This is a genomic window from Mycobacterium sp. NGS59, assembly GCF_059812345.1.
In genome coordinates, this window is the sequence record NZ_JCALCN010000009.1 from 24,123 (window position 1) to 50,464 (window position 26,342).

The window sequence follows — 26,342 nt, forward strand, 5'->3', positions numbered from 1 at the left end:
GAAGGTCAGGCGGTGGCCAGGCGCGCGATCGAGCGCAACGGTATCGGCAGCCAGGTGGGTCGGTGCCGGGACTCGTAGCCGGTCTCGTACACCGCCTTGTCCAGCTCGTAGGCCGCCAGCAGCAGCGCCGAATCCCGGGGGTCGGTTCCCGACGCGGCGGCGTAACCGTCGCAGAATGCGGCGCGGTTGCGTTCGACCCATTCCCGGGCGCGGGCCGCCAGCTGCTTGTCGTGTTTGTCGGAGCCCTGATCCACCAACGGCCCGTACGCGGCGTACTCGAAGGACCGCAGCACGCCGGCCACGTCGCGCATCGGCGAATCCGGGGCGCGCCGCTCGGCCACCGGCTGACCCGGTTCACCCTCGAAGTCGATCAGCACCCAGCTCTCCGGGGTACGCAGCACCTGACCCAGGTGCAGGTCGCCGTGCACGCGCTGGACGGTGATCTGCTCGTCGGCGAGCTTGCCGAGACGCTCCTGAATGGTCGGTACGTACTCGTCGAGTTCGGAGACCGCGGCCGCCGAAGCCGACAGGCGCGCCAGCATGTGGTCCAGCGGGAAGGGCGCCTGCGACGTCCCCAGCGATTCCGCCAAAGTGGTGTGCACCGAGGCCACCGCTTCGCCGAGCCGATAGGACTCACCGGCGAAGTCCCCGCCGACTTCGTGGGCGTACAGGTCACCCTCGGCGAACAGATCGCGCACGCTGGCGGTCGCCATGGCCCACCCTTCGGCCGCGTTGCCGGCGAAGGCGGTGACCATGCCCAGCGGGGACGCGGACTCCGGCGCAGCGTCCGGCGCGCCGATCTCGTAGCTGCCCAGCAACCGGGCCACGTGCGGGTTTCCGGCGCGGCCGAGCACCCGGTTCAGCTCGATGTCGGGATTGATCCCCGCGCTGACCCGGCGGAATATCTTCAGAATCGCCGCCGGCGTCCGGTCGAAGATCACGCTGGTGTTGCTCTGCTCGGCGTCGGAAACCCGGGGGTAGGCGTCCACCGGCAGTTCGATGTCGGGTTCCCGGCTGAACTTCACCCGCAGATCGGGCGAGTCCCGAACCTCCCCCGCGTCGATCAGTGACAGCAGGAAGCACGGTGCGGCGCCGTCGTAGAGCGCGTCGAAGCCGGTGTGCCCGCCGGCTTCGCCGATGGTGGCCTGGTTGCTGAACTCCGAGACGGGCTGGGTGTCCCAGCCGACGATCACCTGGTAACGCTCGGTGGAACCGTCCGTGTAGGCGACGTCGAGCAGCACCAGGTCCAGGTCATTGCGCAACGGCACGACCACCGCGGGCGCGACGCTCGACAGTTGGCGGTTGCGGCCGGCATACCAGCGTTGCTGCGGCAACCAATGCGACCAAGGCAACTGCCCCGCGTCACCGATGCGATTCATGGTCCTCCTCGATTGCGGACAGCTGGAACCAGTAGAACCCGTGCCCCGGCAGCGTCAGCAGATACGGCAGATGCCCGATCCGCGGAAACTCCACCTGTCCGGTCAGTTCGATGGGTGTGTAGCCGTTCCACTGCTGCAGGTTCAGTTCGATGGGCTGAGGGAACCGCGACAGGTTGTTCACGCACAGGACGACGTCGTCTTCCCCGTCTTCGCGGGGGACCTCGCGGACGTAGGCCAGGACCGACGGGTTGGACCCACCGAGTTCGTGGAAAGACCCGATGGCGAACGCGTCGTGGCGGCGTCGCACCGCGAGCATGGTGCGGGTCCAGTTCAGCAGCGACGTCGAGGTGTCGCGTTGGGCTTCGACGTTGACCGCCTGATAGCCGTACACCGAATCCTGGATCGTCGGCAGATACAACCGGCCGGGGTTGGCTTTCGAGAATCCCGCGTTGCGGTCGGGGGTCCACTGCATCGGGGTGCGCACCCCGTCGCGGTCACCCAGCCAGATGACGTCACCCATGCCGATCTCGTCGCCGTAATAGAGCACCGGCGAACCGGGCAGCGACAGCAGCAGCGCGTTGAACAGCCGCATCTGGTTGAAGTCGTTCTCCAGCAGCGGTGCCAGCCGGCGCCGGATGCCGACGTTGGCCTTCATCCGCGGATCCTTGGCGTACTCGGAGTACATGTAGTCGCGTTCCTCGTCGCTGACCATCTCCAGGGTCAGTTCGTCGTGGTTACGCAGGAAGATCCCCCACTGCGCCATATCGGGGATAGCCGGCGTCTGGGCCAGGATCTCCGAGATCGGGAACCGGGACTCGCGGCGCACCGCCATGAAGATCCTTGGCATCAGTGGGAAGTGAAACGCCATGTGGCATTCGTCGCCGCCGGTACTGGGGTCGCCGAAATACTCGACTACGTCGGCCGGCCACTGGTTTGCCTCGGCCAGCAGCACCCGGCCGGGGTACTCGTCGTCGACCACCTTGCGGCACCGCTTGAGGAAGGCGTGCGTCTCGGGCAGGTTCTCGCAGTTGGTGTTCTCCCGGGCGAACAGATAGGGCACCGCGTCCAACCGGAATCCGTCGATGCCCAGGCCGAGCCAGAACCGGATGACGTCGATCATCGCCTCTTGCACGGCCGGGCTGTCGTAGTTCAGGTCCGGTTGATGGGAGAAGAACCGGTGCCAGTAGAACTGGCGGCGGACGGGGTCGAACGTCCAGTTCGACTCCTCGGTGTCGACGAAGATGATCCGGGCGTCCTTGTACTTCTCGCTGGTGTCGCTCCACATGTAGAAGTCGCCGTACGGGCCGTCGGGGTCGCGCCGGGATTCCTGGAACCAGGGATGCGAATCCGATGTGTGGTTCATCACCAGGTCGGTGATCACCCGGATGCCCCGCTGGTGCGCTTCGTCGATCAGCGCGACGAAATCCTCCACCGTGCCGAACTCGGGCAGCACCTTGTAGAAGTCGCGGATGTCGTAGCCACCGTCCCGCAGTGGCGAGTCGTAGAACGGCGGCAGCCACAGGCAGTCGACACCGAGCCATTGCAGATAGTCCAGGCGATCGATCAGTCCGCGCAGGTCACCGGAGCCGTCGGCGTTCGAGTCGAAGAACGCCCGGACCAGCACCTCGTAGAAGACCGCGTGTTTGAACCAGGTCGGGTCGGCGGGCAGGGCGGCCGCGTTGCCGAAGTCCTCGACGTTCGGATGCTCGACGACACCCCCCTCGACGTGACTGCCCTCTGATGGATCATGAGAGGGATCGTGCGCGGGATCGTGCCGGCCGGCATCTCTCTCGTCGTTCATCAATTCCACGATGCCACGGGTACCCGACCCACCCGGCTAAGAATCACCGGATGGCAACATGCCTGGAACAAAAACGTGAATTGCCGCTAATACCAAAAGGTTTCGCTCACCGCAACTCGGGATCAGGCTGGCGGTCCCTCGGCCAGGGTCACGTTCTCGGTGCGCGCGACACCCGACTTGGTGGTGAAGCTGATCGAGATCACATCTCCGGGATGGTGCGGTGTGAGCGCGTCCGAGAGCGCGGTGGCCGAGTTGATCGGCACGCCGTCGATCGCGGTGATGACGTCGCCGTTGGAGATCCCGACGGACGCCGCCGGCGCGGTGCCCACCACGCGTTGCACCCGTGCACCGTTGCCGCCGTTGTCGACGACGCCGAGACCGAGGAACGCAGTGGGGCCGACGTGCACGGTGGGCGAACCGCCGCCGCCGCGGATCTGATTGGCGATGCCCATCGCGGTGCCGATCGGAATGGCGAAGCCCTGGCCGCCCTGCAGCTGGAAGCTTTCGGAGGCGGCCGTGTTGACGCCGACGACCTGACCGGCACTGTTGACCACCGGGCCGCCGGAGTCGCCGGGCGCGATCGCGCCGTCGAACTGGATCAGACCGTTGAGGGTCTCCTCGGCCCCGGTCAGCGCGTCCGACGCCTGGACGGTTTGGTTCACGGCGATCACTTTGCCGGGCACCGCGCGTGGGGTGCCGCCCTGCCCGCCCGTGTTGCCCAGCGCCACCACAGGCTCGCCGACGCTCACCGGACCGCCGATCGCGGCGGTCGGGACGCCACCCGCGCCGCGCAGCTGGATCAGCGCGACATCCTGGCTGCGGTCGTACCCGATCACGTCCACGCCGTAGGTCCGGCCGTCACCGACGCTGAACGCGCTGATGTCGGTGGCGCCGGAAATCACGTGGTTATTCGTCAACACCACACCGTTCGGGTCGATGACGATGCCGGTGCCGGCGCCCACCGCATTGTTGTAGCCCAACTTGGTGTTGATGTTGACCACCTGCGGACCCACCTGTGCAACGGTGGCCGCCGGGTCGAGTGGTTTGGCCGGGAATTCTTTCAATGGCGTTGCCGACGCGGGCGCCGGCGGAATAGCCAGGCTCAATCCGACCAGAGTCAGCAGGGCGATAACCCAAGTCAGCGAACGGTGGCGCATTGTGTTCATCCCGTAGAACCTCCTGCGTCGGATCGATTACCGCATGTCCCAGCCGTGAGTCCGGTCGGCGGCGTTTGGTGCCACCACCGTAATCCAAATACCCATTTAATACGGAGGTCAGCCGCCGAATCGGGAAAATTCAGTTCGCGATATGGGTCGAATGGCGTCCGATCGAGCCAAAACCCGGCACCGAGGCGGAAATTGCCTAATCGTCCAACCGGACCGGTGACTTTAATCACTGTCCCGCTCATAAGCTGGCCGGGTGGAATTCGACCCGCCGGACTGGTTCGCGCGGTCGCCGGTCGCGCGGTTGGCCACGGTCACCGCCGAGGGCGTCCCGCATCTGGTGCCGGTGGTGTTCGCGGTTTGCCACGAAGAAGACGCAGCCGTCGTCTACACCGCGGTCGACGCCAAACCCAAAAGCACTCGGCGGCTGCGCCGGCTGGCCAACATCGAAAGCAACCCGGCGGTGAGCCTGCTCGTCGATCATTACGACGCCGACTGGACGAGGCTGTGGTGGGTCCGCGCCGACGGCAGCGCCACGATCGTCCGCGACGGCCCGGTGCTGCACACCGGATACCGGCTGCTGCGCGCCAAATACCCTCAGTATCAATCGGTTTCATTGGACGGTCCGGTCATCGCGGTGACGGTGCGGCGCTGGTCGGGCTGGCACGCCTGAGGCGCGGCGTGGACTGAACGACGCGGGACCCGCCCGCGCGTCGATCCCCCGGCGGGCGCGTCGACCCTTGTGCTGGGCGTCGGTTGGGAGAAAAGTTGAACCTGCGCCCTGTGAGCTGGATCACCCGTACCGCGGGAGAACTGGAGGAACATCATGGCCGACAGAGTGAGTGCTGCTCAGGGGACGGCCCCCACCGCGAGCGGTCCCGACGGCATCCGCAATGTCGTGCTGGTCGGACCCTCCGGCGGCGGCAAGACCACCCTGATCGAGGCACTGCTGGTCGCCGGCGGGGTGTTGTCCCGGCCGGGATCGGTCACCGAGGGCAGCACCGTCTGCGACTTCGACGAGGCCGAAATCCGCCAGCAACGCTCGGTCGGTGTCGCGGTGGCCTCGCTGGCGTACGACGGCGTCAAGGTCAACCTCATCGACACACCCGGATACGCCGACTTCGTCGGGGAGTTGCGCGCCGGATTGCGTGCTGCCGACTGCGCCCTGTTCGTGATCGCCGCCAATGAGGCCGTCGATGAGCCGACCAAGTCGCTGTGGCAGGAATGCAGCCAGGTCGGGATGCCCCGAGCCGTGGTCATCACCAAGCTCGACCACGCCCGCGCCGACTACCCCGAGGCGCTCGCCGGGGCGCAGAATGCGTTCGGCGACAAGGTCTTACCGTTGTATCTGCCGACCGGCCCGCCCGGTTCCCCAGGCTTGATCGGGCTGTTGACGCTAACCCGGTACAACTACGCCGACGGCGGCCGCACGACGTCCGCGCCCGACGAGTCCGACGCCGACCGTATCGAGGAGGCGCGTGGCAGCCTGATCGAAGGGATCATCGAGGAGTCCGAGGACGAATCCTTGATGGAGCGCTACCTGGGCGGCGAGACGATCGACGAATCGGTGCTGATCCAGGATCTCGAGAAGGCCGTCGCGCGCGGCTCGTTCTTCCCGGTCATCCCGGTGTGCAGCAGCACCGGCGTCGGCACCCTCGAACTGCTCGAGGTCGCCACCCGCGGCTTCCCGTCCCCGATGGAACATCCCCTGCCGGAGGTGTTCACGCCGCAGGGCGCCGCGCACGACGAGTTGGCCTGCGACGTCGACGCGCCGCTGCTGGCCGAGGTGGTCAAGACCACCTCGGATCCCTATGTCGGGCGGGTCAGCCTGGTCCGGGTGTTCTCCGGGAGGATCAAACCCGATGCCACGGTTCATGTGTCGGGCCACTTCTCGTCCTTCTTCGGCACCGCCAACGGTCACGGCGGCAACCACCCCGACCACGACGAAGACGAGCGCATCGGGGTGCTGTCGTTCCCGCTCGGAAAACAGCAGCGGCCCGCCCCCGCCGTGGTGGCCGGCGACATCTGCGCGATCGGCAAGCTGAGCCGCGCCGAAACCGGCGACACGTTGTCCGACAAGTCCGAGCCGTTGGTGCTCAAGCCGTGGACGATGCCAGAACCGTTGCTGCCGATCGCAATTGCGGCGCACGCCAAGACCGATGAGGACAAATTGTCGGTCGGGTTGAGCCGGTTGGCGGCCGAAGACCCGACGTTGCGCATCGAGCAGAACCCGGAGACCCATCAGGTGGTGCTCTGGTGCATGGGAGAGGCCCATGCCGGCGTCGTGCTGGATGCACTGGCCAACCGGTACGGGGTGACGGTGGATACCGTCGAGCTGCGCGTGCCGCTGCGAGAAACCCTGGGCGGCAAGGCCAAAGGGCACGGTCGCCATGTCAAGCAGTCCGGCGGCCATGGCCAGTACGCGGTGTGCGACATCGAGGTCGAGCCGCTGCCGGAGGGTTCGGGGTTCGAGTTCGTCGACAAGGTGGTCGGTGGGGCGGTGCCGCGCAACTTCATCCCGAGTGTGGAGAAGGGGGTGCGCGCCCAGATGGACAAGGGTGTGCACGCCGGGTATCCGGTAGTCGACCTGCGGGTCACGCTGTTCGACGGCAAGGCGCACAGCGTCGACTCGTCGGACTTCGCGTTTCAGATGGCCGGCGCACTGGCGCTGCGCGAGGCCGCGGCGGCGACGAAGGTGATCCTGCTCGAACCGATCGACGAGATCTCGGTGCTGGTGCCCGATGACTACGTGGGTGCGGTGATGGGCGACCTGTCCAGCCGTCGCGGCCGGGTGCTGGGCACCGACACCGCCGGCCATGAGCGCACCGTCGTCAACGCCGAAGTGCCGCAGGTCGAATTGACCCGCTATGCCATCGATTTGCGCTCCCTGGCGCATGGGGCAGCGTCGTTCACCCGCACCTTCGCCCGCTACGAACCGATGCCGGAATCCGCCGCGGCCCGGGTGAAGACCAGCGCTTAGCTCTCCGGTTGTGGGCCGAACTGCTGGGCTACCGCGCGGCGGTCCAGTGATCCCTTCGCGGTGTGCGGCAACTCGCCGGTCGCCTCGAAGCTGGCCGGAATCTCGAACGGCGCCAACCGGTCCCGGCAGAACCGGGTCAGTTCCTCGGCGGTGGGCGCCGCGCCGCGGGGCACGATCACCGCGGCCACCGCTTCGCCGTACATCGGGTGCGGCACCCCGAACACCGCCACTTCCATGACGTTGGGATGGGTGGCGAGCACACTTTCGACGCGTTCGGGTGAGATCTTCTCACCACCGCGGTTGATGAGTTCTTTGATCCGGCCGCGGATGCTGAGGTCGCCGGCTTCGGACAGTGTCCCCAGATCTCCGGTGCGCAGCCAGCCGTCGGTGAAGTTCGCCGCGGTGATCTCGGGGTCACCGAGGTAGCCGCGCACCACCGTGGCCCCGCGCAGCCACACCTCTCCGACCGCGCCCGGCGCGAGGGGTTGTCCGTCGGGGCCGACGATGCCGATCTCGGGTCCGGTGGAGCGCCCGACCAGACCGGTCGCGACGGCGGGCTTCATCTCCTGATCGGCCGACGTGGTGGCCACCTGATGGGTGGCCTCGGTCATGCCGAAGGCACACAGCACCGGTGCGGAGAACTCCGCGTGCAGCGCGCGCGCCACTTCCGGCGTCAGCGGAGCGCTGCAACTGCGGATGAAACGCAAAGCGGCACTGCGGTTTTGCGAACCGCGCTCCAGCAGGATCTGGTGGATGGTCGGCACCGCGGTGTACCAGGTGGCCTTGACGGCGTCGATGTCATCCCAGAATGTGTGCGCCGAGAACTTGCCGCGTGCGGGCAACAGCACCGTGCCGCCGGAGGCCAGCGTCGACAGCAGTGCTGCGATCAGGCCGTGGCCGTGATAGAGCGGCATCACCGCGACCGTCGAATCATGTTCGGTCAGTTGGTATCCGGCGACGACGGCCCGTACCGAGGTGGCGATGTTGTCGTGCGTCCAGGGAACCATCTTGGGCAGCCCGGTGGTGCCGCCGGTGAACATGATCATCGCGTCGTCGTCGCGCAACCCCGCCGGTGTGGAAGCGGCCGGGTCGGGCGGGGTGCCGGCGTCCAGGTGGGCCGCCCAGCCACCGTCCCCGTCGGCGGCGGTCACCGAAATCGGCCACCATCGCACCGACGGCTCCGACGGGTCACCCGGCCCCTCGACGAGCACCGCCCGCGCCCCCACCGCCTCGCTGCGGGCACGCTGATCGGCCACCGGCAGCGCCGGATCCAACGGGACCACGACCAGGCCCGCCCGCAATCCCGCCAACAGGCCCACGACGAATTCGGCGCTGCTGCCGGTGCGCAGCCCCACCCGGTCCCCCGATGCCAGTCCGGCCTGCCGCAGTTTCCCGGCCATGTCGTCGACCAGTCGGATCAGGCCGCGGTAGCTGACCGGGACGCGGTCGGCGGTGACGACGAGGGCAGCCGCCTCCGGTGCGCCTGCCGCGGCCGCCGCGATCATCTCCACGATGCCTGGATGCCGTTCGAATGCCATATGCAGCACCCTGCCGCGCCAGAGCGCTCGCTGTCCAATACCGGTGCGCTACCGGTCTCGATAGACGGCGTGGATCATCGGATGGCGGCCGGGTCTTGGACACGGCCGACGAACCCGACGACAGTGATGTTGAGACATCACATACGAGGAGCACCCAGCATGAGCGCCGAACTGACCGACGGCTTCCACCTGGTGGTGGACGCGCTGCAGGCCAACGACGTCGAGACGATCTACGGGGTCGTCGGGATCCCGATCACCGACCTGGCACGGACCGCGCAGGCCCGCGGGATCCGCTACATCGGCTTCCGGCATGAGGCCTCGGCCGGCAATGCCGCTGCGGCCGCGGGCTTTCTGACCCGTCGGCCCGGTGTGTGCCTGACGACATCGGGGCCCGGCTTCCTCAACGGCCTGCCCGCGCTGGCCAATGCCACCACCAACTGCTTTCCGATGATCCAGATCTCCGGCTCCAGCGGGCGGTCCGTGGTCGATCTGCAGCGCGGGGATTACCAGGACATCGACCAACTCAACGCGGCGCGCCCGTTCGTCAAGGCCGCCTACCGGATCGGCCGGGTGCAGGACATCGGGCGGGGTGTCGCGCGGGCGGTCCGGACCGCGATCTCCGGTCGACCCGGCGGCGTGTATCTCGACATCCCCGGGGAAGTGCTGGGCCAGGTGATGGAGGCCGGCCCGGCCGCCGCCTCGGTCTGGCGCGTCGTCGACCCGGACCCGCGGCAACTGCCGGCACCCGATGCGGTGGACCGGGCGCTACAGGTGCTGGCCCGGGCTCGGCGGCCGCTGATCGTGCTGGGTAAGGGCGCGGCATACGCCCAGGCCGACAACGCGATTCGGGAGTTCGTGGAAACCACCGGTATCCCTTACCTGCCGATGTCGATGGCCAAAGGCCTGCTGCCCGACGTGCATCCGCAGTCGGTCGCCGCAGCCCGCTCCCTGGCGATCGCCCGGGCGGATGCGGTGCTGTTGGTCGGGGCACGGCTGAATTGGTTACTGGGCCATGGGGAATCGCCGCAGTGGTCGCCGGAGACCGAGTTCGTGCAGATCGACATCGCCCCAGCGGAGTTCGACAGCAACCAGCCGATCGCCGCGCCGCTGACCGGTGACATCGGTTCGGTGATGTCGGCGCTGCTGGACGGGTTGGCCGAGCATCCGATCGCGGTCGACGCCGCGTGGACCGACGAGCTCGCCGAACGCAAAGCCCGCAACGACGCGAAGATGCGGGAGAGGCTGGCCGAGAACCCGCACCCGATGCGCTTCTACAACGCCCTGGGCGCCATTCGCGGTGTGTTACAACAGAATCCGGACGTCTACCTGGTGAACGAGGGTGCCAATGCGCTGGACCTGACCCGCAACGTCATCGAGATGGAACTCCCGCGGCATCGGCTCGACACCGGCACGTGGGGCGTGATGGGCATCGGGATGGGCTATGCCATCGCCGCCGCGGTCGAAACCGGACGGCCCGTCGTCGCCGTCGAAGGCGACAGCGCGTTCGGTTTCAGCGGCATGGAGATCGAAACGATCTGCCGCTACCGATTGCCGGTGACCGTGGTGATCCTCAACAACGGCGGCGTGTACCGCGGCGACGAATCCGTCACCGGCGCCGATCCCGCGCCCACCGTCCTCAACGCAAGCGCCCGGCACGAACTGCTCGCAGAAGCCTTCGGCGGCAAGGGTTACCACGTCACGACACCAACCGAACTCGAGGCGGCACTGACCGAATCGCTGGCGTCCAACGGCCCGGCGCTGATCGACTGCGCCCTCGACCCCGCCGCCGGAGTGGAGAGCGGCCACCTGGCCGGCCTCAACCCCCAGCGGCGCGACGTGCAATCCAAGTGAGAATGCCTGCGAACTCTGGGTATTCAAGGAACGATTGATCGATGCCGAGAAGGAGACACCATGGCCCACGTATTCGTCGAACCACGGCCAAAAGGCCGTGACGGAGACCCGATTTCCCACTATGTCGTGGAAGAACACGCAGACAGCGTTCTTGCCGAGTTCAACACCCAGCAGGAAGCTGTCGAGTGGGCGAAACAGCAGGGACACGCACCTCACGTCGCCCGCGTCCGACACCTGGACGACAGGAAGAAGCCCGACCAATGGCGGGCGGTCTAGCCGCCCGATTAGCTTTGCCAGTGAGAGGGCCGAGCGGCCCGAGAACCGCGTGCACTTCGACGTCACCCGCGTCACTCGGGTGACTTCATCGGCGCCCGGCTATGCCGAATTGTTTGCTATGGCCGCTCGGGGCGGATAGCCACTAGAATATTCGCTTGTGTCCACCGCACCATCCCGAGCACCATCCCGAAGGGTGAAGGCCATGCGTCGAGCGGTTCGTGATTTATTCGTCCTGGTCGCGACCACGACGATGGCCGCAGCCGGGTCGGGCAGCCCCGCCACCGGCGCCGTTCCGGTACCGCATCCGCTTCCCGCTGTCGCGTCGGTGTTTCCCAGCCAAGGCGCGGTGGTAGGCATCGCCACACCTGTTGTGGTGACCTTCACAGCTCCGGTGGCCGATCATCGCGCCGCCGAGCGGTCCATCCGCATCAGCTCACCGAGCAATATGACCGGCCACTTCCAGTGGCTGGACGGCAATGTCGTGCAGTGGGTACCGGACCGGTACTGGCCCGGCCACACCCGCGTCTCGGTGGGCGTGCAGGAGTTGACGGAGGGCTTCGAGACCGGCGACGAATTGCGCGGTGTGGCCAGTATTTCCGCGCACACCTTCACCGTCAGCCGCAACGGCGAGGTGCTTCGAACGATGCCGGCGTCGATGGGCAAGCCCAGTCGTCCCACGCCGATCGGAAACTTCAACGCCATGTCCAAGGAACGCACCGTCGTGATGGACTCCCGCACCATCGGCATTCCGCTCAATTCCTCGGACGGGTACCTGATCACCGCGTCGTACGCGGTACGCGTCACGGGCAGTGGGGTTTACGTGCATTCGGCGCCGTGGTCGGTGAACTCGCAGGGCTACGCCAACGTCAGCCACGGCTGCATCAACCTGAGCCCGGACAACGCCGCCTGGTACTTCAACATGGTCACCATCGGCGACCCGATCGACGTCGTGGCCTGAACCCCAGCGGTTGCCGCGTTTCAAGCGTGAATCCTCGGCTTTGCGCGTGAATCCTCGGCTTTCAGCGTGAATCCTTGGCTTTGCGTGGGCAGCCTAGGCGGGATTTCGGGCGATTTTTCCGCCCTGGGCTCACCCTGAAAGCCGTCGCTTCACAACCGAAGCCGAGGAGTCACAGCGAAGTGGGGCATACAGTCGGAAGCATGCCCAACACCCTGCAGGACCCGCGGGTCGCCTCGACGCTCGACCGGATGTACACCGCCGCCAAGGACCAGATGTCGCTGTTGCGCGCACGGCACGATCAGTTCAACCGTCCGATGACGGCGCAGGAGCGCACCGAGGCGATGAGCGAGTTCTACATCCCGGTGACTCCCGATGCGGGTCGGTTGCTCTACGCGTTGGTGCGGGCTACCCGGCCCGCGACAGTCGTCGAATTCGGCATGTCCTTCGGCATTTCCGCGATCCACCTGGCCGCCGCGGTGCGCGACAACGGCAGCGGCCGGGTGATCACCACCGAACTGAGCGACACCAAGATCGCCGCGGCCAAGCAGACCTTCGCCGACACCGGATTGCAGGACGTGATCACCATCCTGGAAGGCGATGCATTGAGCACGCTCCAACAGTTGGGTGAGCCGGTCGACTTCGTCCTGCTCGACGGCTGGAAAGACCTGTACGTCCCGGTGATCAAGCTGCTCGAGCCTGCGCTCTCGTCGGGCGCGCTGGTGATCGCCGACAACACCGAAGCCCCCGACACCCGGCCCTATCTGGACCACGTCCGCGGCCCCGGCAACGGCTACGTCAGCTTCAACTTCCCCGCCAGGGACAGCGACAGCATGGAACTCAGCTGCTGGACCGGCTAACGCAGTGACTCCTCCAGCCACGGCAGCAGCCATTTGACCCCCTCCGGGGTGAGGTGCACACCGTCGCTGCGCAGCTTGATGCCGTCGACCTTGGCGGTGTAGACGCCGTCCGGGCCGAGCTTCTTGTTCAGGTCGACGATCCCGACATTCCGGCGCTGCCCAATTGCATTGCGCAGCATCGTGTTCCACTGATTGACCCGATCCGGCTGGTCCTCCGGATACAGCCGGCCGTCCGGCTTCTCCCCGCCCCGGCTGTAGGGCACCGTGGCCACCATCACCCGGACACCGGTGGAGCCGACGATGTCCAGGGCCCGATTCAGCTCGAAGTTGAGGTAGGCGTCGAAGGCCGGGTCGCCGATGTGCGTCCACTTGCCCTCGTTGACCCGGTCCACCGTCTCCCACCGGCCGATCACCAGCAGTGCGACATCGGGCCGGTCCTGGTTGATCTGCGTCGCCCAGCGACCGGGCCAGGTGTCGCATTCCGTCCGCTGCTCCAGCGTCTGACCGATGTAGCGGTACGGCGTGCCGCGCACCAGGCTGCATCCGATGACGGTGTGGTCGACGAACTTGAAGCCCGGCGTCGGCGGCAGGAAGTGCATCATCGTCCAGCCGATGGAATCGCCGAACACCGAAACGGTGAACGGCTGGTTGGGATCCCGCGGGCCGGGGACCGCGGTGGGCTGGCCGGCTCCCGGCGGCGACGGCGACACCGCCGCGACCGCGGAAACCCCCGGCGGTAGCCCGACTTCACGCAGTCCCGTGCCGACCGGAACCACCAGGATCGTCGCCGCGGCGGCGCTGGCGACGGTCGCTGCCGCCAACGGCAGCAGCGGCACCCGCTCCGGTCGCCAACGCCGGATCGGTTGCTCGATCGCCCAATACGAGACACCGGCCACCGCCAGCGTCAGCGCGCAGCGGGCCGCGAACAATCCGGCGCCGGACCACCCGGTCCGTTCGCCGTTGAGCACCAGGAAGATCGGCCAGTGCCAGAGATACACGCCGTAGGAGATGGTGCCCAGCCACACCAGAGGGCGCCAGGCCAGCGCGCGGGCCACCGCACCGCGCTGCTCGATCGCGACGGGTGCCACCACCAGGACGGCGGCGACGGCCACCACGATCAGCAGTCCGTGCCGGAACTCACCGGCGCTGCCTTTCGCGTAGTGCGTGACCAGCGCGAGTACCGCCAACCCGACCATTGGCAGCACCCGGGCGGTGCGCCGCCCCCAGCGGGTGCGGATCAGGCACCATCCCCGGTTCAGCGACGGCCAGTCGCGGACCAGCAGGGCCGATGCCGCGGCACCGATCAGCAGTGCCTGCGCCCGGGTGTCGGTGCCGAAGTAGATCCGGTCGCGGGTGGCGTCGCTGGCGAACGCGATGGCGGCCGCGGCCGAAGCCAACACGCCGAGGCTGGCGATGACGAAGGCGGTGAACCGGACGTGCCCGACGGTGGTCTTGGCGAAATAGCGCCGGGCGCGGGCCGCCAACAACAGGGTCACCGCGATCAGCAGCACCGGCCAGACGATGTAGTACTGCTCCTCGACCCCCAGCGACCAGGTGTGCTGCAGCGGCGACGGCGGTGCGCCCTGGGTGAAGTAGTCCGTCTTCTGGGCCACGAACCGCCAGTTCGCCATCCAGCAGAACGCGGCGATCGCGTCACCGCGCAGACCGTTCAGCGACTGGTACGGCAGGAACTCCCGGGCCACGCTGACCGTCAGAACCATCAGCAGCAGCGCCGGCAGCAGGCGGCGCGCCCGTCGTATCCAGAAGCCGGTCAGGTCGATCCGACCGCTGCGGCCGAGTTCGTCGAGCAACAGTGAGGTGATCAGGAAGCCGCTGAGCACGAAGAAGATGTCGACACCGATGAATCCGCCGGCGACACCAGGGATGCCGCCGTGCCCGATCAGGACCAACCCGACCGCTATCGCGCGCAGGCCGTCCAAAGCTGGGATGCCGCTGTGCCGTTCGGTCCGGTCCCAGACTGCTGACCGTCCGGCACGACGAACCGGGGCGACCCAACGTTTACGGGATGCGGACGAAGCCGGTGCGGTGTCCGTCCCGCCCGGCTCAGCGTCTGCCGCTGCTGCGCCCTGACCATTCGGTCGTCCGGCGCCGAATTTGGTGGCGATACGTCGCTGCCCCTCCTCTTGATCCCAGCAAGCCTAGGTGCGGGACGCTCCGATCTCGGTCAGGACACGCGGGATAGTCCAAGACACGCAACGGATTTGCTCATCCCGGTCCGTATCCTGGTCGCGGACGCACCGCAGCACGAGCAGAAGGCATCGACATGGGCTGGTTTTCCCGGCGCCGCAAGACCAGGCCGGAGCCGGAAGTCACCAGCGCACCCCACGCCCAACTGCCTATCCCCGAGTCAGGCGCCGGGCCGCCGTGGACCGGCCGCGCGCTGCAACTCCCCGCGGCACCCAGCCCGGCGACCGCGTCCCAACTGGCCGAAAGCGCCGCCGATGCGGCCCTACAGGTGGCCGGTATCGAGCTCGACTACAGCCCGGCCTCGCTGCACCGGGTGGACGAGATCCTGGACGGCTTTCGCACGGCCGGATCGGACTTTCTGGCCGAGTCCATCTTCGTGTTCGGCTGCTATCTTGGTGAAGTCATGGTCCGCCACGCCGGCTATCAGTGGGTCGAGACACCCGACGACCTCGTCCAGCATCTGGGCAGGCTCACCGTTTACCACCCCGGTACCCGGTCCCGCGCCAACCCGATCGACAAGGCCTTCAAACGCGTCGACTACGGCGATCCGGACAACCTGCCGTACTTCTACCGCGTGTTCACCACCGAGAACCCGTTCCCGTCCTAGCCGACCCGTCAAACAGCCCGCCGCTCAACGGGATTCGAGGTGGCGCCGGATCCCGTCGAGCATCTTCGTGTGCGCGTCGACCGCCTCGCGCACGGTGAACGCGACCAACGGCCGCGGCGCGGCGAACCGGATCCGCTCGGTGACGCGGGTGCCGCCGTCGACGGGTTGGAAACTCACCGTCGCGCGTAGTCGCACGCCCGGCCACTGGTCGGCTTCGGTGTGCACTTCGCCCTCGACCGGCACGTGTAGCCGCGCGCGGTAGCGGACCTTGGTTTTCAGCGGCCCCAACGGGATTCGGTCGACGACCCGGTAGCTCACCCGGTAGCCCGCGGGCGTGTCGTCGCGGGAGAGCAACTGCACCGACACGATCAGCGGGTGCACCAGTCTGAGGTTGTCCAGGTCGACGTAGTACTCGCGTACCTGGGCCGGGGGCGCGGGCACGTCTGCGGTCAGCGTCCGTTCGGCTCGTCCTACCCACCACGCCACCAGGTCACCCTACGTGCGCAGGCTAAGCGCAGGCGCCTCCGCGGCTTTGGGTGTGCATCCTTGGCGTTGATTGTGAAACGACGGCTTTCGGGGTGAACCCAGGGCGGGAAAATCGACGAGATCCCACCCAGGCTTCACCCTCAACGCCCAGGCTTCACGCTCAACGCCCAGGCTTCACGCTCAAAGCCCAGGCTTCACGCTCAACACGCCCAGCGGCTAACCGAACTGCGCAACCAACTGCGCGGTCCGCCACCAGATCAACGCCGCGAAGACGACCAGGGTCGCGGCCGTCGCCGCCGCTTGCACGAGGTCTCGCCGCTGCCGGGGTGCGTACACGTACGCCGCGGCGACCAATCCGCCGGTCACCAGACCGCCCACATGCCCTTGCCAGCTGATCTGATGGGAACTGACCGCCGGCACCACGAAGGTGAACGCGAGGTTGAGGACGATGACGGCGACAATCATGCGGACGTCGAGGTTGAGCCGCTTGGCCACCACGAAGATGGCCGCGAACAGTCCGTAGATCGCACCCGAGGCACCCGCCGTCGCGGTGTTCAACGGCGCCAGCAGATAGACCAGCACCGAACCACCCAGCCCGCTCAACGCGTAAAGACCGACGAATCGCAACCGGCCCAGCCACTGCTCCAGGGGTGCTCCCACGAAGTAGAGCGCCAGCATGTTCAGCAGCAGATGCTGGGGTCCGTAGTGCAGAAACGCCGAGGTCACCAGGCGGTACAACTCGCCGCCCGCGACCGCCGGCGGCCACAGCGTGAAAGCCCGTTGCGCATCGACCGACAGGTACTCCGCGACGAACGCCAGCACGTTGATCGCGATCAGCACGTAGGTGACCACCGGCCGACCGGCGCGCTCCCGCCCGCCGAACTGGGTGCGGGGCTGCCGGATGCTGGCCGCACCCGCCTGGACACATTCCACGCACTGGTGACCGACGGCGGCGCTGCGCATGCAGTCCCCACAGATCGGCCGCTCGCATCGGGTGCACCGGAGGTAGGTCTGGCGGTCGGGATGCCGGTAGCAGGTCGGCGCATCGGCCGGCAGCTGCGGTGTATTCATTGCGCCCATTCTTGCCTGCCACACCGGCACGCCGTCGAATGGGCAGGCGAGCTATTCCCTTCCCCCGCTCGGTTCACCTACTGTGATTCGGGTGGAGTCAAACGGAACCCCAGAATTGGTGGCCGTCGAAAATCTGCATTCCGGTGACCCGATCACCGACGGTGGTCAGCGCTACATAGTTCTCGAGTCCAAAGCCGTCGGCGACGGCTGCGTGGTTCTTGAATTGGAGTCCCGAGTGGACCACCACCTGCAGGTTATCGAAAAGTCTTTTCCGACCGGCTATCACGTCAACCGGGCACATCACCGAACTCTCTAGATAATTCGTCGATCCGACCTCCTCGGCCGGGATCGCGCGACGAGTAGCCGCTCGACGGCTACCGCCGGCTCATGTTTTCCGCCACCATCGAGCCGCCGCCGCGCTTCCTCGCCCACCCCCCGATAGCCTGTCGAATTTCGTCTGCCACTTCGTCTTTCAGGTTGTCGCCGACGGGGTATCCCGGCGGCTATCCGCGGGCCGTGTGGACAGGTCACCAAGGCGCCGGAAGGATTGGCACGGTAGACGTCAGCGAAGGGTGATGAATTGAAGATTCCGGGTGTGGCCGACATCGTCGGCGCTCTCACCGGAGGGGCAACGCAGATCGTGCGTGCCGGTGTCCAGGGTGCCGCCGACACGGCCGACGCGGTGCAGAAGCTGACCAGTCCGGTCGCCGAGCTGGTCGGCCCGGTGGTGCAGTCGGTGGCGCACACCACCGGCCGGGCGATCGGGCTGGGTGGTTCCACCGACGGTGCGCCCGAGCCCGTCACCCCGCCGGTGCGGTGGGAGAGCGGACGACGAGTGCACCTGGATCTCGACCCGCTGCTGCCCTTCCCCCGGTGGCACGAGTACGCGCCGGTGATCGAGGAGCCGGTTCGGCGCCTCGCGGGAGTGGCCAGCGCTCACGTCGAAGGTGCCCTGGGCCGGCTGGTCGTGGAAATCTCCGACGGCGCGGACGTCGATGACGTGTTGGAGGAGGTGCGCGACACCGCCACAGCGGTGGCGCGCGATCTCGCTGAGTCGGGGAAGGCCTCCGCACCCCGGGCCGCCCCGTTCGCTGACCCGGGCAACCCGTTGGCGATCCTGGTGCCACTGACCGCGGCGGCAATGGACGCCGTGGCGGTGGGCGCCGCGGTGACCGGGTGGTTCACCCGGATGCCCGTAGCCCCGAGCAGCGCCAAGGCAGCGGCGGCACTGATCAACTACCAACCGCGGGTGGTGTCCGCGCTGGAGTCCCGGCTCGGCCGGGTCGGCACCGACATCGTCCTGAGCGGTTCGACCGCGCTGGCCTACGGATTGAGCCAGTCCATCAGCACGCCGCTGCTGGACCTCGTGCAACGCAGCCTGCAGCTGTCCGAGGCCGCGGCGCACCGGCAACGGTGGCGGGAACGGGAGCCGCAACTCGCCTCACCCGACCGGCCGCAGGCTCCGGTGGTCCCGGTCCTGTCGTCGGCCGAGGTCGAGCACACCCCACGGCACAACTGGGCGGCCGCGGCCGCGGGCGAGGCCTCGCACGTCGTCGTCGACGGCGCCATCGATTCCGCGATCGACCAGGACAAGCGCTCGATGAAGGGCCCGGTCGAGGAGTACGGAGCCCAGGCCGCCAGCGGTTCGGTGGTGGCGGCGGCAGGAGCGCTGTTCGCCGGGGGCGGTGCCGCCGAGGCAGCCGAAGCGATCCTGGCCGGCGTGCCGAAAGCCGCGCATGTCGGCCGTGAGGCGTTCGCGACCACCTTGGGGCGCGGATTGGCGAACGCGGGGTTGCTGTTGCTCGACCCGGGCGCGCTGCGGCGGCTGGATCGGGTGAAGGTGGTGGTGATCGACGGCGCCGCATTGCGCGGTGATCACCGGGCGGTCCTGCGCGCGCAGGGCGACGAGCCGGGTTGGGACGACGACCGCGTCTACGAGGTGGCCGACGCGCTGCTGCACGGGGAGGAAGCTCCCGAACCCGACCCCGACGAGTTGCCCGCCGTCGGCGCCCGGCTGAAATGGATTCGGCCGCAAGGGTCGTCGGCGACGCCGGCGCAGGGCCTCGAGCACGCGGACCTGATCAACGACGGCGAACGGGTCGGCGGCGTCGACGTCGGTTGGGAAGTCGACCCCTTCGCGATCCCCCTGCTGCAGACCGCTCACCGCACGGGAGCCCGGGTGGTGTTGCGTCATGTGGCAGGCACCGAAGACCTCTCGGCCAGCGTCGGTTCGACGCACCCGCCCGGCACGCCGCTGTTGAAGTTGGTCCGGGACCTCCGTATCGACCGCGGGCCCGTGCTGCTGATCACCGCCCTGCACCGCGACTTCGCGTCGACCGACACGCTGGCCGCGCTGGCCATCGCCGACGTCGGCGTCGCCCTGGACGACCCGCGCGCCGCCACACCGTGGACGGCCGACATCATCACCGGCACCGACCTGGCCGCCGCGGTGCGGATCCTGTCGGCGCTGCCGGTGGCGCGCGCGGCCAGCGAATCCGGAGTGCATCTGGCTCAGGGCGGCACCACGCTGGCCGGCCTGCTGCTGGTCACCGGTGAGGACGGCCGAACCACCAACACCCCGTCGCTGCGGCGCTGGCTCAACCCGGTCAACACCGCCGCCGCGACAGCTATGTTGTCCGGATCCTTCTCGGCGGCCCGGGTGCTGCGACTGCCCGATCCCACCCCGCAGCCGCTGACCGCCTGGCACGCGCTGGATCCCGAGATCGTGTACTCGCGCCTGTCCGGCGGGTCGCGCCCGATCGCGGTCGAACCGGGCACCTCGACCTGGCGACGCCGCCTCGACGACCTGTCGTACGCGCCGTTGATCTCGCCGCTGCGGGGCCCGGTGCAGGTGCTGGGCCGGCTGGCAGCGGCCACGCGAGTCGAGCTGAGCGATCCACTGACCCCGATTTTGGCGGTCGGTGCCGCGGCGTCGGCCATCGTCGGAAGCAATGTGGACGCGTTGCTGGTGGCCGGCGTGATGGGGGTCAACGCCCTGACCGGTGGTGTGCAGCGGCTGCGTGCCGAGGCCGCCGCGGCCGAGCTCTTCGCCGAACAGGACCAGCTGGTGCGACGCGTGGTGGTGCCCGCGGTGGCGACGACGCGGCGCCGGCTGGAGGCCGCGCAGCACGCCACCCGCACCGCCACCGTGTCAGCAAAGAAGCTGCGTCCCGGTGACGTCATCGACGTGGCCGCGCCGGAGGTGGTGCCGGCCGACGCGCGGCTGCTGGTGGCCGAGGACCTCGAGGTCGACGAGTCCTTCCTCACCGGCGAGTCGCTGCCGGTCCACAAACAGGTCGATCCGGTCGCCGTCAACGATCCCGAGCGTGCCTCCATGCTGTTCGAGGGCAGCACGATCGTCGCCGGACGTGCGCGGGCGATCGTGGTCGCCACCGGTGTCGGTACCGCCGCCCAGCGGGCCATCTCGGCAGTCGCCAACGTGGAGACCTCGGCCGGTGTGCAGGCCCGGCTGCGCGACCTGACGTCCAAGGTGCTGCCGCTCACCCTGGCGGGCGGCGCGGCGGTGACGGGTCTGGCGTTGCTGCGCCGGACCACGCTGCGCCAGGCGGTCGCCGACGGGGTCGCGATCGCCGTCGCCGCCGTTCCGGAGGGGTTGCCGCTGGTGGCCACGCTGTCCCAGCTCGCCGCCGCACAGCGGCTGACCGCGCGCGGGGTGCTGGTGCGGTCGCCGCGCACCATCGAGGCGCTGGGCCGGGTCGACACCATCTGCTTCGACAAGACCGGGACCCTGACCGAGAACCGGCTGCGCGTGGTGTGCTCGGTGCCGAGCAGTGCCGGGCCGGAAGACCCGCTGCCCGAGCGCACGGATGCGCGTTACGCCGAGGTGCTGCGCGCCGCGGCGCGCGCGTCCACGCAACCCCAGAATGGCGAAGGACACGCGCACGCGACCGACGAAGCGATCATCAACGCCTCGAATTCACTGAACGGACAAGGCGATTCGGACTGGACGATCCTCGCCGACGTGCCGTTCGAATCCAGTCGGGGCTTTGCCGCTTCGATCGGCATCGGATTGGACGCGGACGCGACGCCGATGTTGATGATCAAGGGCGCACCGGAGGTGATCCTGCCCCGCTGCCGATTCACCGATCCCGGAGCCGAGCGGGAGCAAGCCGAATCGTTGGTGCACCACCTCGCCGAGCGGGGGCTGCGGGTACTCGCCGTGGCGCAACGCACGTGGGAAAACGGCACCGCCGAGGACGAGGACACTGATCCCGAAGCCGTCGACGTCGCCGCGCACGACCTCGAACTGCTCGGCTATGTGGGACTGGCGGACACGGCGCGGGAGTCCGCCCGGCCGCTGATCGAGCAGCTGGTGGCGGCGGACCGCAACGTCGTGCTGATCACCGGAGACCATCCCGTCACCGCGCGAGCGATCGCCTGTCAGCTGGGTTTGCCCGAGGACGCGCGGGTGGTGACCGGCGCCGAACTGGCCGGCATGGACGAGGAGGGCCACGCCAAGCTCGCCGACGACGTCCAGGTCTTCGCCCGGGTCAGTCCGGAACAGAAGGTACAGATCGTGGCGGCGCTGCAACGCTGCGGCCGGGTGACCGCGATGGTGGGCGACGGCGCCAACGACGCCGCCGCCATCCGAATGGCCGACGTGGGCATCGGGGTCAGCGGTCGGGGCTCCTCGGCCGCCCGCACCGCCGCCGACATCGTCCTGACCGACGACGACCTGGGTGTCCTGCTCGACGCACTGGTTGAGGGCCGCAGCATGTGGACCGGGGTGCGCGACGCGGTCACCATCCTGGTCGGCGGCAACGTGGGCGAGGTCCTGTTCACCATCCTGGGCACCGCGTTCGGCCAGGGACGGGCACCGGTGGGAACCCGACAGCTGTTGTTGGTCAATCTGCTCACCGACATGTTCCCGGCTCTTGCTGTCGCCGTCACCTCGCAGTACGACGACCCAGAGGAAGACGACGACCTCTCGCCCGAAGAGGTCGACGAGGAGCGCCGGATACGTCAGCGCGAGGTGCTGACCCAGCCGACGCCGTCACTCGGTGACGCCCTGATGCGTCAGATCGTCAACCGCGGCGTGATCACGGCCGCCGGCGCGACGGCGGCGTGGGCCATCGGGCGGTGGACGCCCGGTACCGAAAGACGCACCTCCACAATGGGTTTGACGGCTCTGGTGACCACTCAGCTGGCGCAGACGCTGGTGACCCGCAGCCACAGCCCGCTGGTGGTGGCCACGGCCCTGGGCAGTGCGGGGGTATTGGTCGGCATCATCCAGACTCCGGTGCTGAGTCAGTTCTTCGGATGCACCCCGCTGGGCCCGGTGGCCTGGACCGGCGTGATCGGTGCGACGGCGGGCACGACCGCGATCTCGGTGCTGGCCCCGCAATGGCTGGCCAAGACCGTCGAGGCCGTGCAGCCCGAACTGGAGGAAGGCGCCGAGTAGCTTAGGCCCCGATTCGGCCGCGAGCGTCCCCAAAATGCCACTCAATCCGGTGTTTTGGCGTACATATGAGCGCCCTCGCCGAATACCAGGCGCCCATGAGCTAGCCGGACAGTTCCCGGCGTATCACCTTGCCCGCGGGATTGCGCGGGATGCTCTCGACGATCGCAATATCCCGGGGCTGCTCGAAACGGGAAACCTTGCCCTTCAGGAACTCTCGTATCGCCGACTCGTCGACATCGGCGTCCGGCCGCAACACCACGAAGGCGGCCAGGCGCTTCCCGAACTGTTCGTCGGCCACCCCCACCACCGCGTTCTCGGCGATGTCGGGATGACCGGCCAACGCGTTCTCCAGCGCACGGGGATAGACGTTCTCGCCGCCCGAGACGATCATGTCGTCCTCGCGGCCCACGATGTACAGCCGGCCCGCCTCGTCGAGATAACCCATATCACCGGTGCTGGCCATGCCGTCGATCACCGCTTTGGCGCCGCCGCCGATATAACCCTGCGAATTCAGTTCGCCGCCGACGAATATGCGACCGGTGACTCGTGGACCAACGGGTTTGCCACTGCGGCTGTAGATGCGGACCGGGCAACCGGCGACGGGCCTGCCGACGGTCTCTGGAAAGCGGCGTAGCTCCGACGGTGTCGCCAGCGAGCCGATGCCGACCTCGGTGGAGCCGTACAGGTTGTAGACGACGTCGCCGTAGGCGTCCATGAACCGCCGGGCCAGCCCGGGGTCGAGCCGGTCACCGCTGGATACCACAACCCGCAAGGCCGGCAACGGGTTTCGCTTTCGGACCCGCTCGGGCAGGTCTAGGAGACGGGACAGCATGATCGGCACCGCACTCATCGCGTCGGCCCGATGCAACGAGGCCTGCGCCAGGGTCGCTTCGGCGTCGAAGCGACGGTGAGTCAGGACCGTGCCGCCCAGGCTCACGGTGAGCGTCAGCATGCCGAACCCCAGACCGTGAAACATCGGCGTTGCCATGGCCATTCGGGTTCCGGCATGCAGCCCGGTGCGCTGCAGAATCGTCACACCGACGCCCAGACCGGAACTCACCTTCGGACTGCGCGGCACACCCTTGGGCACACCCGTGGTGCCCGACGTCAGCAGGATGATCCGGCCTGAGCGCGCGACCTTGGGCCGGGAGCGCCCGCCGCCCGGTTCGACCTGCTCCGGGTCGATCGCCGTGACGGATTCGGTGGTCTGGTGTATCTGGTGCAGAAACTCGTTGTCGCAGAACATCGTCCGGACCCGATTGACGTCCAGCGCTCCGGCGAGCGCGTCGGTGCGAAATTCCGTGTTCACCAACACGACGTCCGCGCCGACCAACCCGGTGGCGAAGACCGCGGCGAGGAAGTTGCGCCCGTTTCGGCACATCACGCCGACCGGTTGCCCCGGCTCGACACCGGCGTCCAGCAGTGCGCGGCCCAGGGAATCGGTCATCGCCTGCAGTTGGTGGTAACTCAGCGCGCCGTCGTCGTCGATGATCGCGGTGCGGTCCGGCCAGCGTGCCGCCGAAATCGCCAGCAGCGTATACAGATTCGTGCCGCTGCGAGCGACCTCACGTACCAGCCGCAGCGCCGCCACCGGACCCGGCGGGGCGAGCAACCCCGATGACAGCACCGCACGAGCCGCCGTACCCAGCACGCTGTCCGCCATGACCGTCACGCTAACCCGATGCCCCGCGACCGCTCGACGCCGGCTCGGCGAAGAACCGCCGGTGCCATAGCCGCGCCGCACTTTCGGCAGGGCCGGCCAGCAGCACCGACGCGAGTTCGGCCGGCCACACCCACGGCGGTTCGCTGGTGCGCGGCCGTTCGATGATCGCTTTGGCGATCGCGTCAGCGGCCTCATCCGGCGTCAACCCGGGCAGCCTGCCCAACAGCGGGGTGGGCTCGATCATCCGGGTGCGCACCAGCGCGAAGTAGATGGTCGTGACGCCGACGCCGTCGCCGTGCAGTTCCGGGGCCACGCTGCGCAGCCATCGGTCGAAAGCCCCTTTGGACGCTTGATAAGCGCCCCACTGCGGACCGGGCACCACGCGCACACCGACACTGGACACGTTGACGATGTGCCCACCACCGGCCTCACGCATCGCCGGCAGCAGTCCCAGCAGCAGCCAGATCGGCCCGAGGTAATTGATGTCGATCGTGCGCTGGAAATCGTGCGGCCGGTCGTACTGGTGGTGCAGGGACCTGCGCAGCGACTTTCCCGCGTTGCTCACCACGATGTCCAGCGGGCCGTGGTTCTCGTTGATCTGCTTGGTCAGCACGGCGACGGCGGCTTCGTCGCTCAGATCGGTCGGGTAGGCCGCGGCCTGTCCCCCACCGGCGTTGATCGCGGCCGCGAGGTCCTCGAGCCGCTCGGCCGATCGCGCCACGAGCAGCACGCCGGCCCCGGCTGCGGCCAACTTGCGGGCGGTCGCCTCGCCGATGCCGTACGAAGCACCGGTCACCAGCACGGTCTTGCCGGAGACGGCGTTGCGCAACTTGTCGGGGTCCGCCACGCGCGCGGGATTGGCCAGCCGGTCAAGAACCGCCGCTACCAGATTCATGGGTCCGGGTCTCCCGATCGCTCTTCGATCTGCCTCGAACCATCATGACCCACGGTCACCGTGCGGGTGCATGGGACTTCCCATCCCGCGGCGGCGACCCGCAAGCGGGACTAGTCGCGATCGCAAGAGCGGCCGCTAGGCCGCTCGCAGCGGGTCACGACCATCGGACTAGGCGGCTGTCAATCTCTCAGTTGAGCCGCTTGCGTGGGTCGACCCCCACCCGCTCCCACGCATCCGCCGCCCACGGCGTGTAGATCACGCGCACCGGCAACCGGTTCAACACCGGATTGAGCGCCCGCATGACGGCGGCGAAGCGCTGAAAACGCTTCTCCTTCTTATCGTTCCAGGCCAAGCCGCACACTTCGCGCATCTGCGGCGGACACGTTCCGACGATGACCAGCCGAGCGTAGGCATTGATCGGCGCCGACAGGATCTTCCAGATCGGCGGCGGAATCCGGCGCGGCGCCGGGATGCCTTTCCGGATGTAACCGGTGCCGTACAACACCGTCTTGTGCGGCACGAAGCGTTCCAGCATGCCGTCCCAGTAGGCGACGAACTGGTCGTAGGTCTGCGGCTGCCCGCGGTCACTGACGCCGTAGAGGCTGAACCAGACCTTGCTCTCCTGAAAAATCTGCTCCTTCTCGGCGTGCGACAACCGCCGGATGAAGGTGTCGGTGTTGTAGAGCACCTGGTCGACGAAGGTCGCGTGCGCCCAGTAGAACAGCTCGGGATTCAGCGCGTGGTAGCGCGAGCCGTCGCTGATGGTGCCCTTGATCGGCTTGTGGAAGTCGCGCACGGTCCGGCCCCAGGCGTGCGGGTCGTCGGAGTACACCGTCTTCATCAGGGGCGGACCGGTCCGCTTGGCCCGACCGAGGGTGTCGCTGAAGATCACCGAATGGTCCAGCACGCCCTGGCCCAGTTGTTCGATGCAGTTCTCGGTGCCCGCGACCCGTTGAAAGCCGAAGATCTGGGTGCGGTGGTCCCCGTAGAACTTCCAGATGAGCGAATCCGGACCGAGCACCGGTGCCGTCTCGTCAATCTCGTCGACGACCATCGGCGTCCCCTCGCGCACGCCGGTGTCGAAGTCCAGATCCAGTTCAGCCGTCATGGTGTCCCCCGGTTGTGAAGCACAGACACAAACTTGTACTTTTGTTTCACCTTACCCTTAGTGGACCCGGCGACCAATG

At 67.9% G+C, this 26,342-nt stretch carries 19 protein-coding genes; 9 read left to right on the plus strand and 10 right to left on the minus strand.

Annotation, left to right across the window (positions count from 1 at the left end; translation table 11 throughout):
- Positions 1-5: 5 nt before the first annotated feature.
- The 3 genes from AC5Y46_RS12530 to AC5Y46_RS12540 all read right to left on the minus strand — a co-directional run bounded on the left by AC5Y46_RS12530 (position 6) and on the right by AC5Y46_RS12540 (position 4,346).
- Positions 6-1,379: a maltokinase N-terminal cap-like domain-containing protein gene (locus tag AC5Y46_RS12530; protein ID WP_499991363.1), complete on the minus strand. Its 1,374-nt coding sequence runs from the start codon at positions 1,377-1,379 to the stop codon at positions 6-8.
- Positions 1,363-3,180 (minus strand): maltose alpha-D-glucosyltransferase, encoded by a 1,818-nt coding sequence (gene treS, locus AC5Y46_RS12535; RefSeq protein WP_499991364.1) that lies wholly within the window; start codon positions 3,178-3,180, stop codon positions 1,363-1,365. Before treS ends, AC5Y46_RS12530 begins: the two co-directional genes overlap by 17 nt.
- Positions 3,181-3,302: 122 nt before the next feature.
- Complete coding sequence (locus AC5Y46_RS12540; RefSeq protein WP_499991366.1) at positions 3,303-4,346, minus strand: S1C family serine protease; 1,044 nt, start codon at positions 4,344-4,346, stop codon at positions 3,303-3,305.
- 253 nt (positions 4,347-4,599) lie between these two features.
- Between AC5Y46_RS12540 and AC5Y46_RS12545 the strand changes: the two genes are divergently transcribed.
- The gene (locus AC5Y46_RS12545; RefSeq protein WP_499943877.1) at positions 4,600-5,016 is read left to right on the plus strand and encodes a TIGR03668 family PPOX class F420-dependent oxidoreductase; all 417 of its coding nucleotides are present in this window, start codon (positions 4,600-4,602) and stop codon (positions 5,014-5,016) included.
- A gap of 153 nt (positions 5,017-5,169) precedes the next feature.
- On the plus strand, positions 5,170-7,323 hold the full coding sequence (locus AC5Y46_RS12550) for an elongation factor G-like protein EF-G2 (RefSeq protein ID WP_499991367.1): 2,154 nt from the start codon (positions 5,170-5,172) through the stop codon (positions 7,321-7,323).
- Here the strand turns inward: AC5Y46_RS12550 and AC5Y46_RS12555 are convergent.
- The gene (locus AC5Y46_RS12555) at positions 7,320-8,861 is read right to left on the minus strand and encodes a FadD7 family fatty acid--CoA ligase (RefSeq protein ID WP_499991368.1); all 1,542 of its coding nucleotides are present in this window, start codon (positions 8,859-8,861) and stop codon (positions 7,320-7,322) included. The two genes, AC5Y46_RS12550 and AC5Y46_RS12555, sit on opposite strands and share 4 nt — an antisense overlap.
- A gap of 159 nt (positions 8,862-9,020) precedes the next feature.
- Between AC5Y46_RS12555 and oxc the strand changes: the two genes are divergently transcribed.
- The 4 genes from oxc (at position 9,021) to AC5Y46_RS12575 (ending at position 12,803) form a co-directional block, all read left to right on the plus strand.
- Entirely contained in the window at positions 9,021-10,712 is a 1,692-nt protein-coding gene (gene oxc, locus AC5Y46_RS12560) for an oxalyl-CoA decarboxylase (protein ID WP_499991369.1), read from the plus strand.
- Positions 10,713-10,772: 60 nt separating this feature from the next.
- Positions 10,773-10,988 carry a hypothetical protein gene (locus tag AC5Y46_RS12565; RefSeq protein ID WP_499943871.1) on the plus strand — a complete coding sequence of 72 codons (216 nt, stop codon included), beginning with the start codon at positions 10,773-10,775 and terminating at the stop codon, positions 10,986-10,988.
- A 202-nt stretch (positions 10,989-11,190) separates the two neighbouring features.
- A complete protein-coding gene (locus AC5Y46_RS12570; protein WP_499991372.1) occupies positions 11,191-11,946 on the plus strand; it encodes a L,D-transpeptidase in 756 nt (251 codons plus the stop codon).
- Between the two features lie 200 nt (positions 11,947-12,146).
- Positions 12,147-12,803, plus strand: coding sequence for an O-methyltransferase (locus tag AC5Y46_RS12575; protein WP_499991375.1), 657 nt, complete (start codon positions 12,147-12,149; stop codon positions 12,801-12,803).
- On the opposite strand, the gene AC5Y46_RS12580 is transcribed toward AC5Y46_RS12575, so the two are convergent.
- On the minus strand, positions 12,800-14,752 hold the full coding sequence (locus tag AC5Y46_RS12580) for an SGNH/GDSL hydrolase family protein (protein WP_499991547.1): 1,953 nt from the start codon (positions 14,750-14,752) through the stop codon (positions 12,800-12,802). The two genes, AC5Y46_RS12575 and AC5Y46_RS12580, sit on opposite strands and share 4 nt — an antisense overlap.
- A gap of 335 nt (positions 14,753-15,087) precedes the next feature.
- On the opposite strand from AC5Y46_RS12580, the gene AC5Y46_RS12585 reads away from it, so the two are divergent.
- Positions 15,088-15,618, plus strand: coding sequence for a hypothetical protein (locus AC5Y46_RS12585; protein ID WP_499991378.1), 531 nt, complete (start codon positions 15,088-15,090; stop codon positions 15,616-15,618).
- Between the two features lie 24 nt (positions 15,619-15,642).
- On the opposite strand, the gene AC5Y46_RS12590 is transcribed toward AC5Y46_RS12585, so the two are convergent.
- Both AC5Y46_RS12590 and AC5Y46_RS12595 read right to left on the minus strand, forming a co-directional pair.
- Positions 15,643-16,104 carry an SRPBCC family protein gene (locus tag AC5Y46_RS12590; protein WP_499991380.1) on the minus strand — a complete coding sequence of 154 codons (462 nt, stop codon included), beginning with the start codon at positions 16,102-16,104 and terminating at the stop codon, positions 15,643-15,645.
- A gap of 216 nt (positions 16,105-16,320) precedes the next feature.
- A complete protein-coding gene (locus AC5Y46_RS12595; RefSeq protein WP_499991382.1) occupies positions 16,321-17,175 on the minus strand; it encodes a rhomboid family intramembrane serine protease in 855 nt (284 codons plus the stop codon).
- Between the two features lie 91 nt (positions 17,176-17,266).
- Between AC5Y46_RS12595 and AC5Y46_RS12600 the strand changes: the two genes are divergently transcribed.
- Together AC5Y46_RS12600 and AC5Y46_RS12605 are read left to right on the plus strand one after the other, a co-directional pair.
- On the plus strand, positions 17,267-17,491 hold the full coding sequence (locus AC5Y46_RS12600; RefSeq protein WP_499943864.1) for a hypothetical protein: 225 nt from the start codon (positions 17,267-17,269) through the stop codon (positions 17,489-17,491).
- 264 nt (positions 17,492-17,755) lie between these two features.
- Positions 17,756-22,597, plus strand: a complete 4,842-nt coding sequence (locus tag AC5Y46_RS12605) for a cation-translocating P-type ATPase (protein ID WP_499991383.1) — start codon at positions 17,756-17,758, stop codon at positions 22,595-22,597.
- A gap of 100 nt (positions 22,598-22,697) precedes the next feature.
- Here the strand turns inward: AC5Y46_RS12605 and AC5Y46_RS12610 are convergent, their stop codons facing one another.
- The 3 genes from AC5Y46_RS12610 to AC5Y46_RS12620 all read right to left on the minus strand — a co-directional run bounded on the left by AC5Y46_RS12610 (position 22,698) and on the right by AC5Y46_RS12620 (position 26,263).
- Complete coding sequence (locus AC5Y46_RS12610) at positions 22,698-24,260, minus strand: AMP-binding protein (protein WP_499943862.1); 1,563 nt, start codon at positions 24,258-24,260, stop codon at positions 22,698-22,700.
- Positions 24,261-24,270: 10 nt separating this feature from the next.
- On the minus strand, positions 24,271-25,155 hold the full coding sequence (locus AC5Y46_RS12615) for an SDR family NAD(P)-dependent oxidoreductase (RefSeq protein WP_499943861.1): 885 nt from the start codon (positions 25,153-25,155) through the stop codon (positions 24,271-24,273).
- A gap of 187 nt (positions 25,156-25,342) precedes the next feature.
- A complete protein-coding gene (locus AC5Y46_RS12620; protein WP_499943860.1) occupies positions 25,343-26,263 on the minus strand; it encodes an oxygenase MpaB family protein in 921 nt (306 codons plus the stop codon).
- Positions 26,264-26,342: the final 79 nt, after the last annotated feature.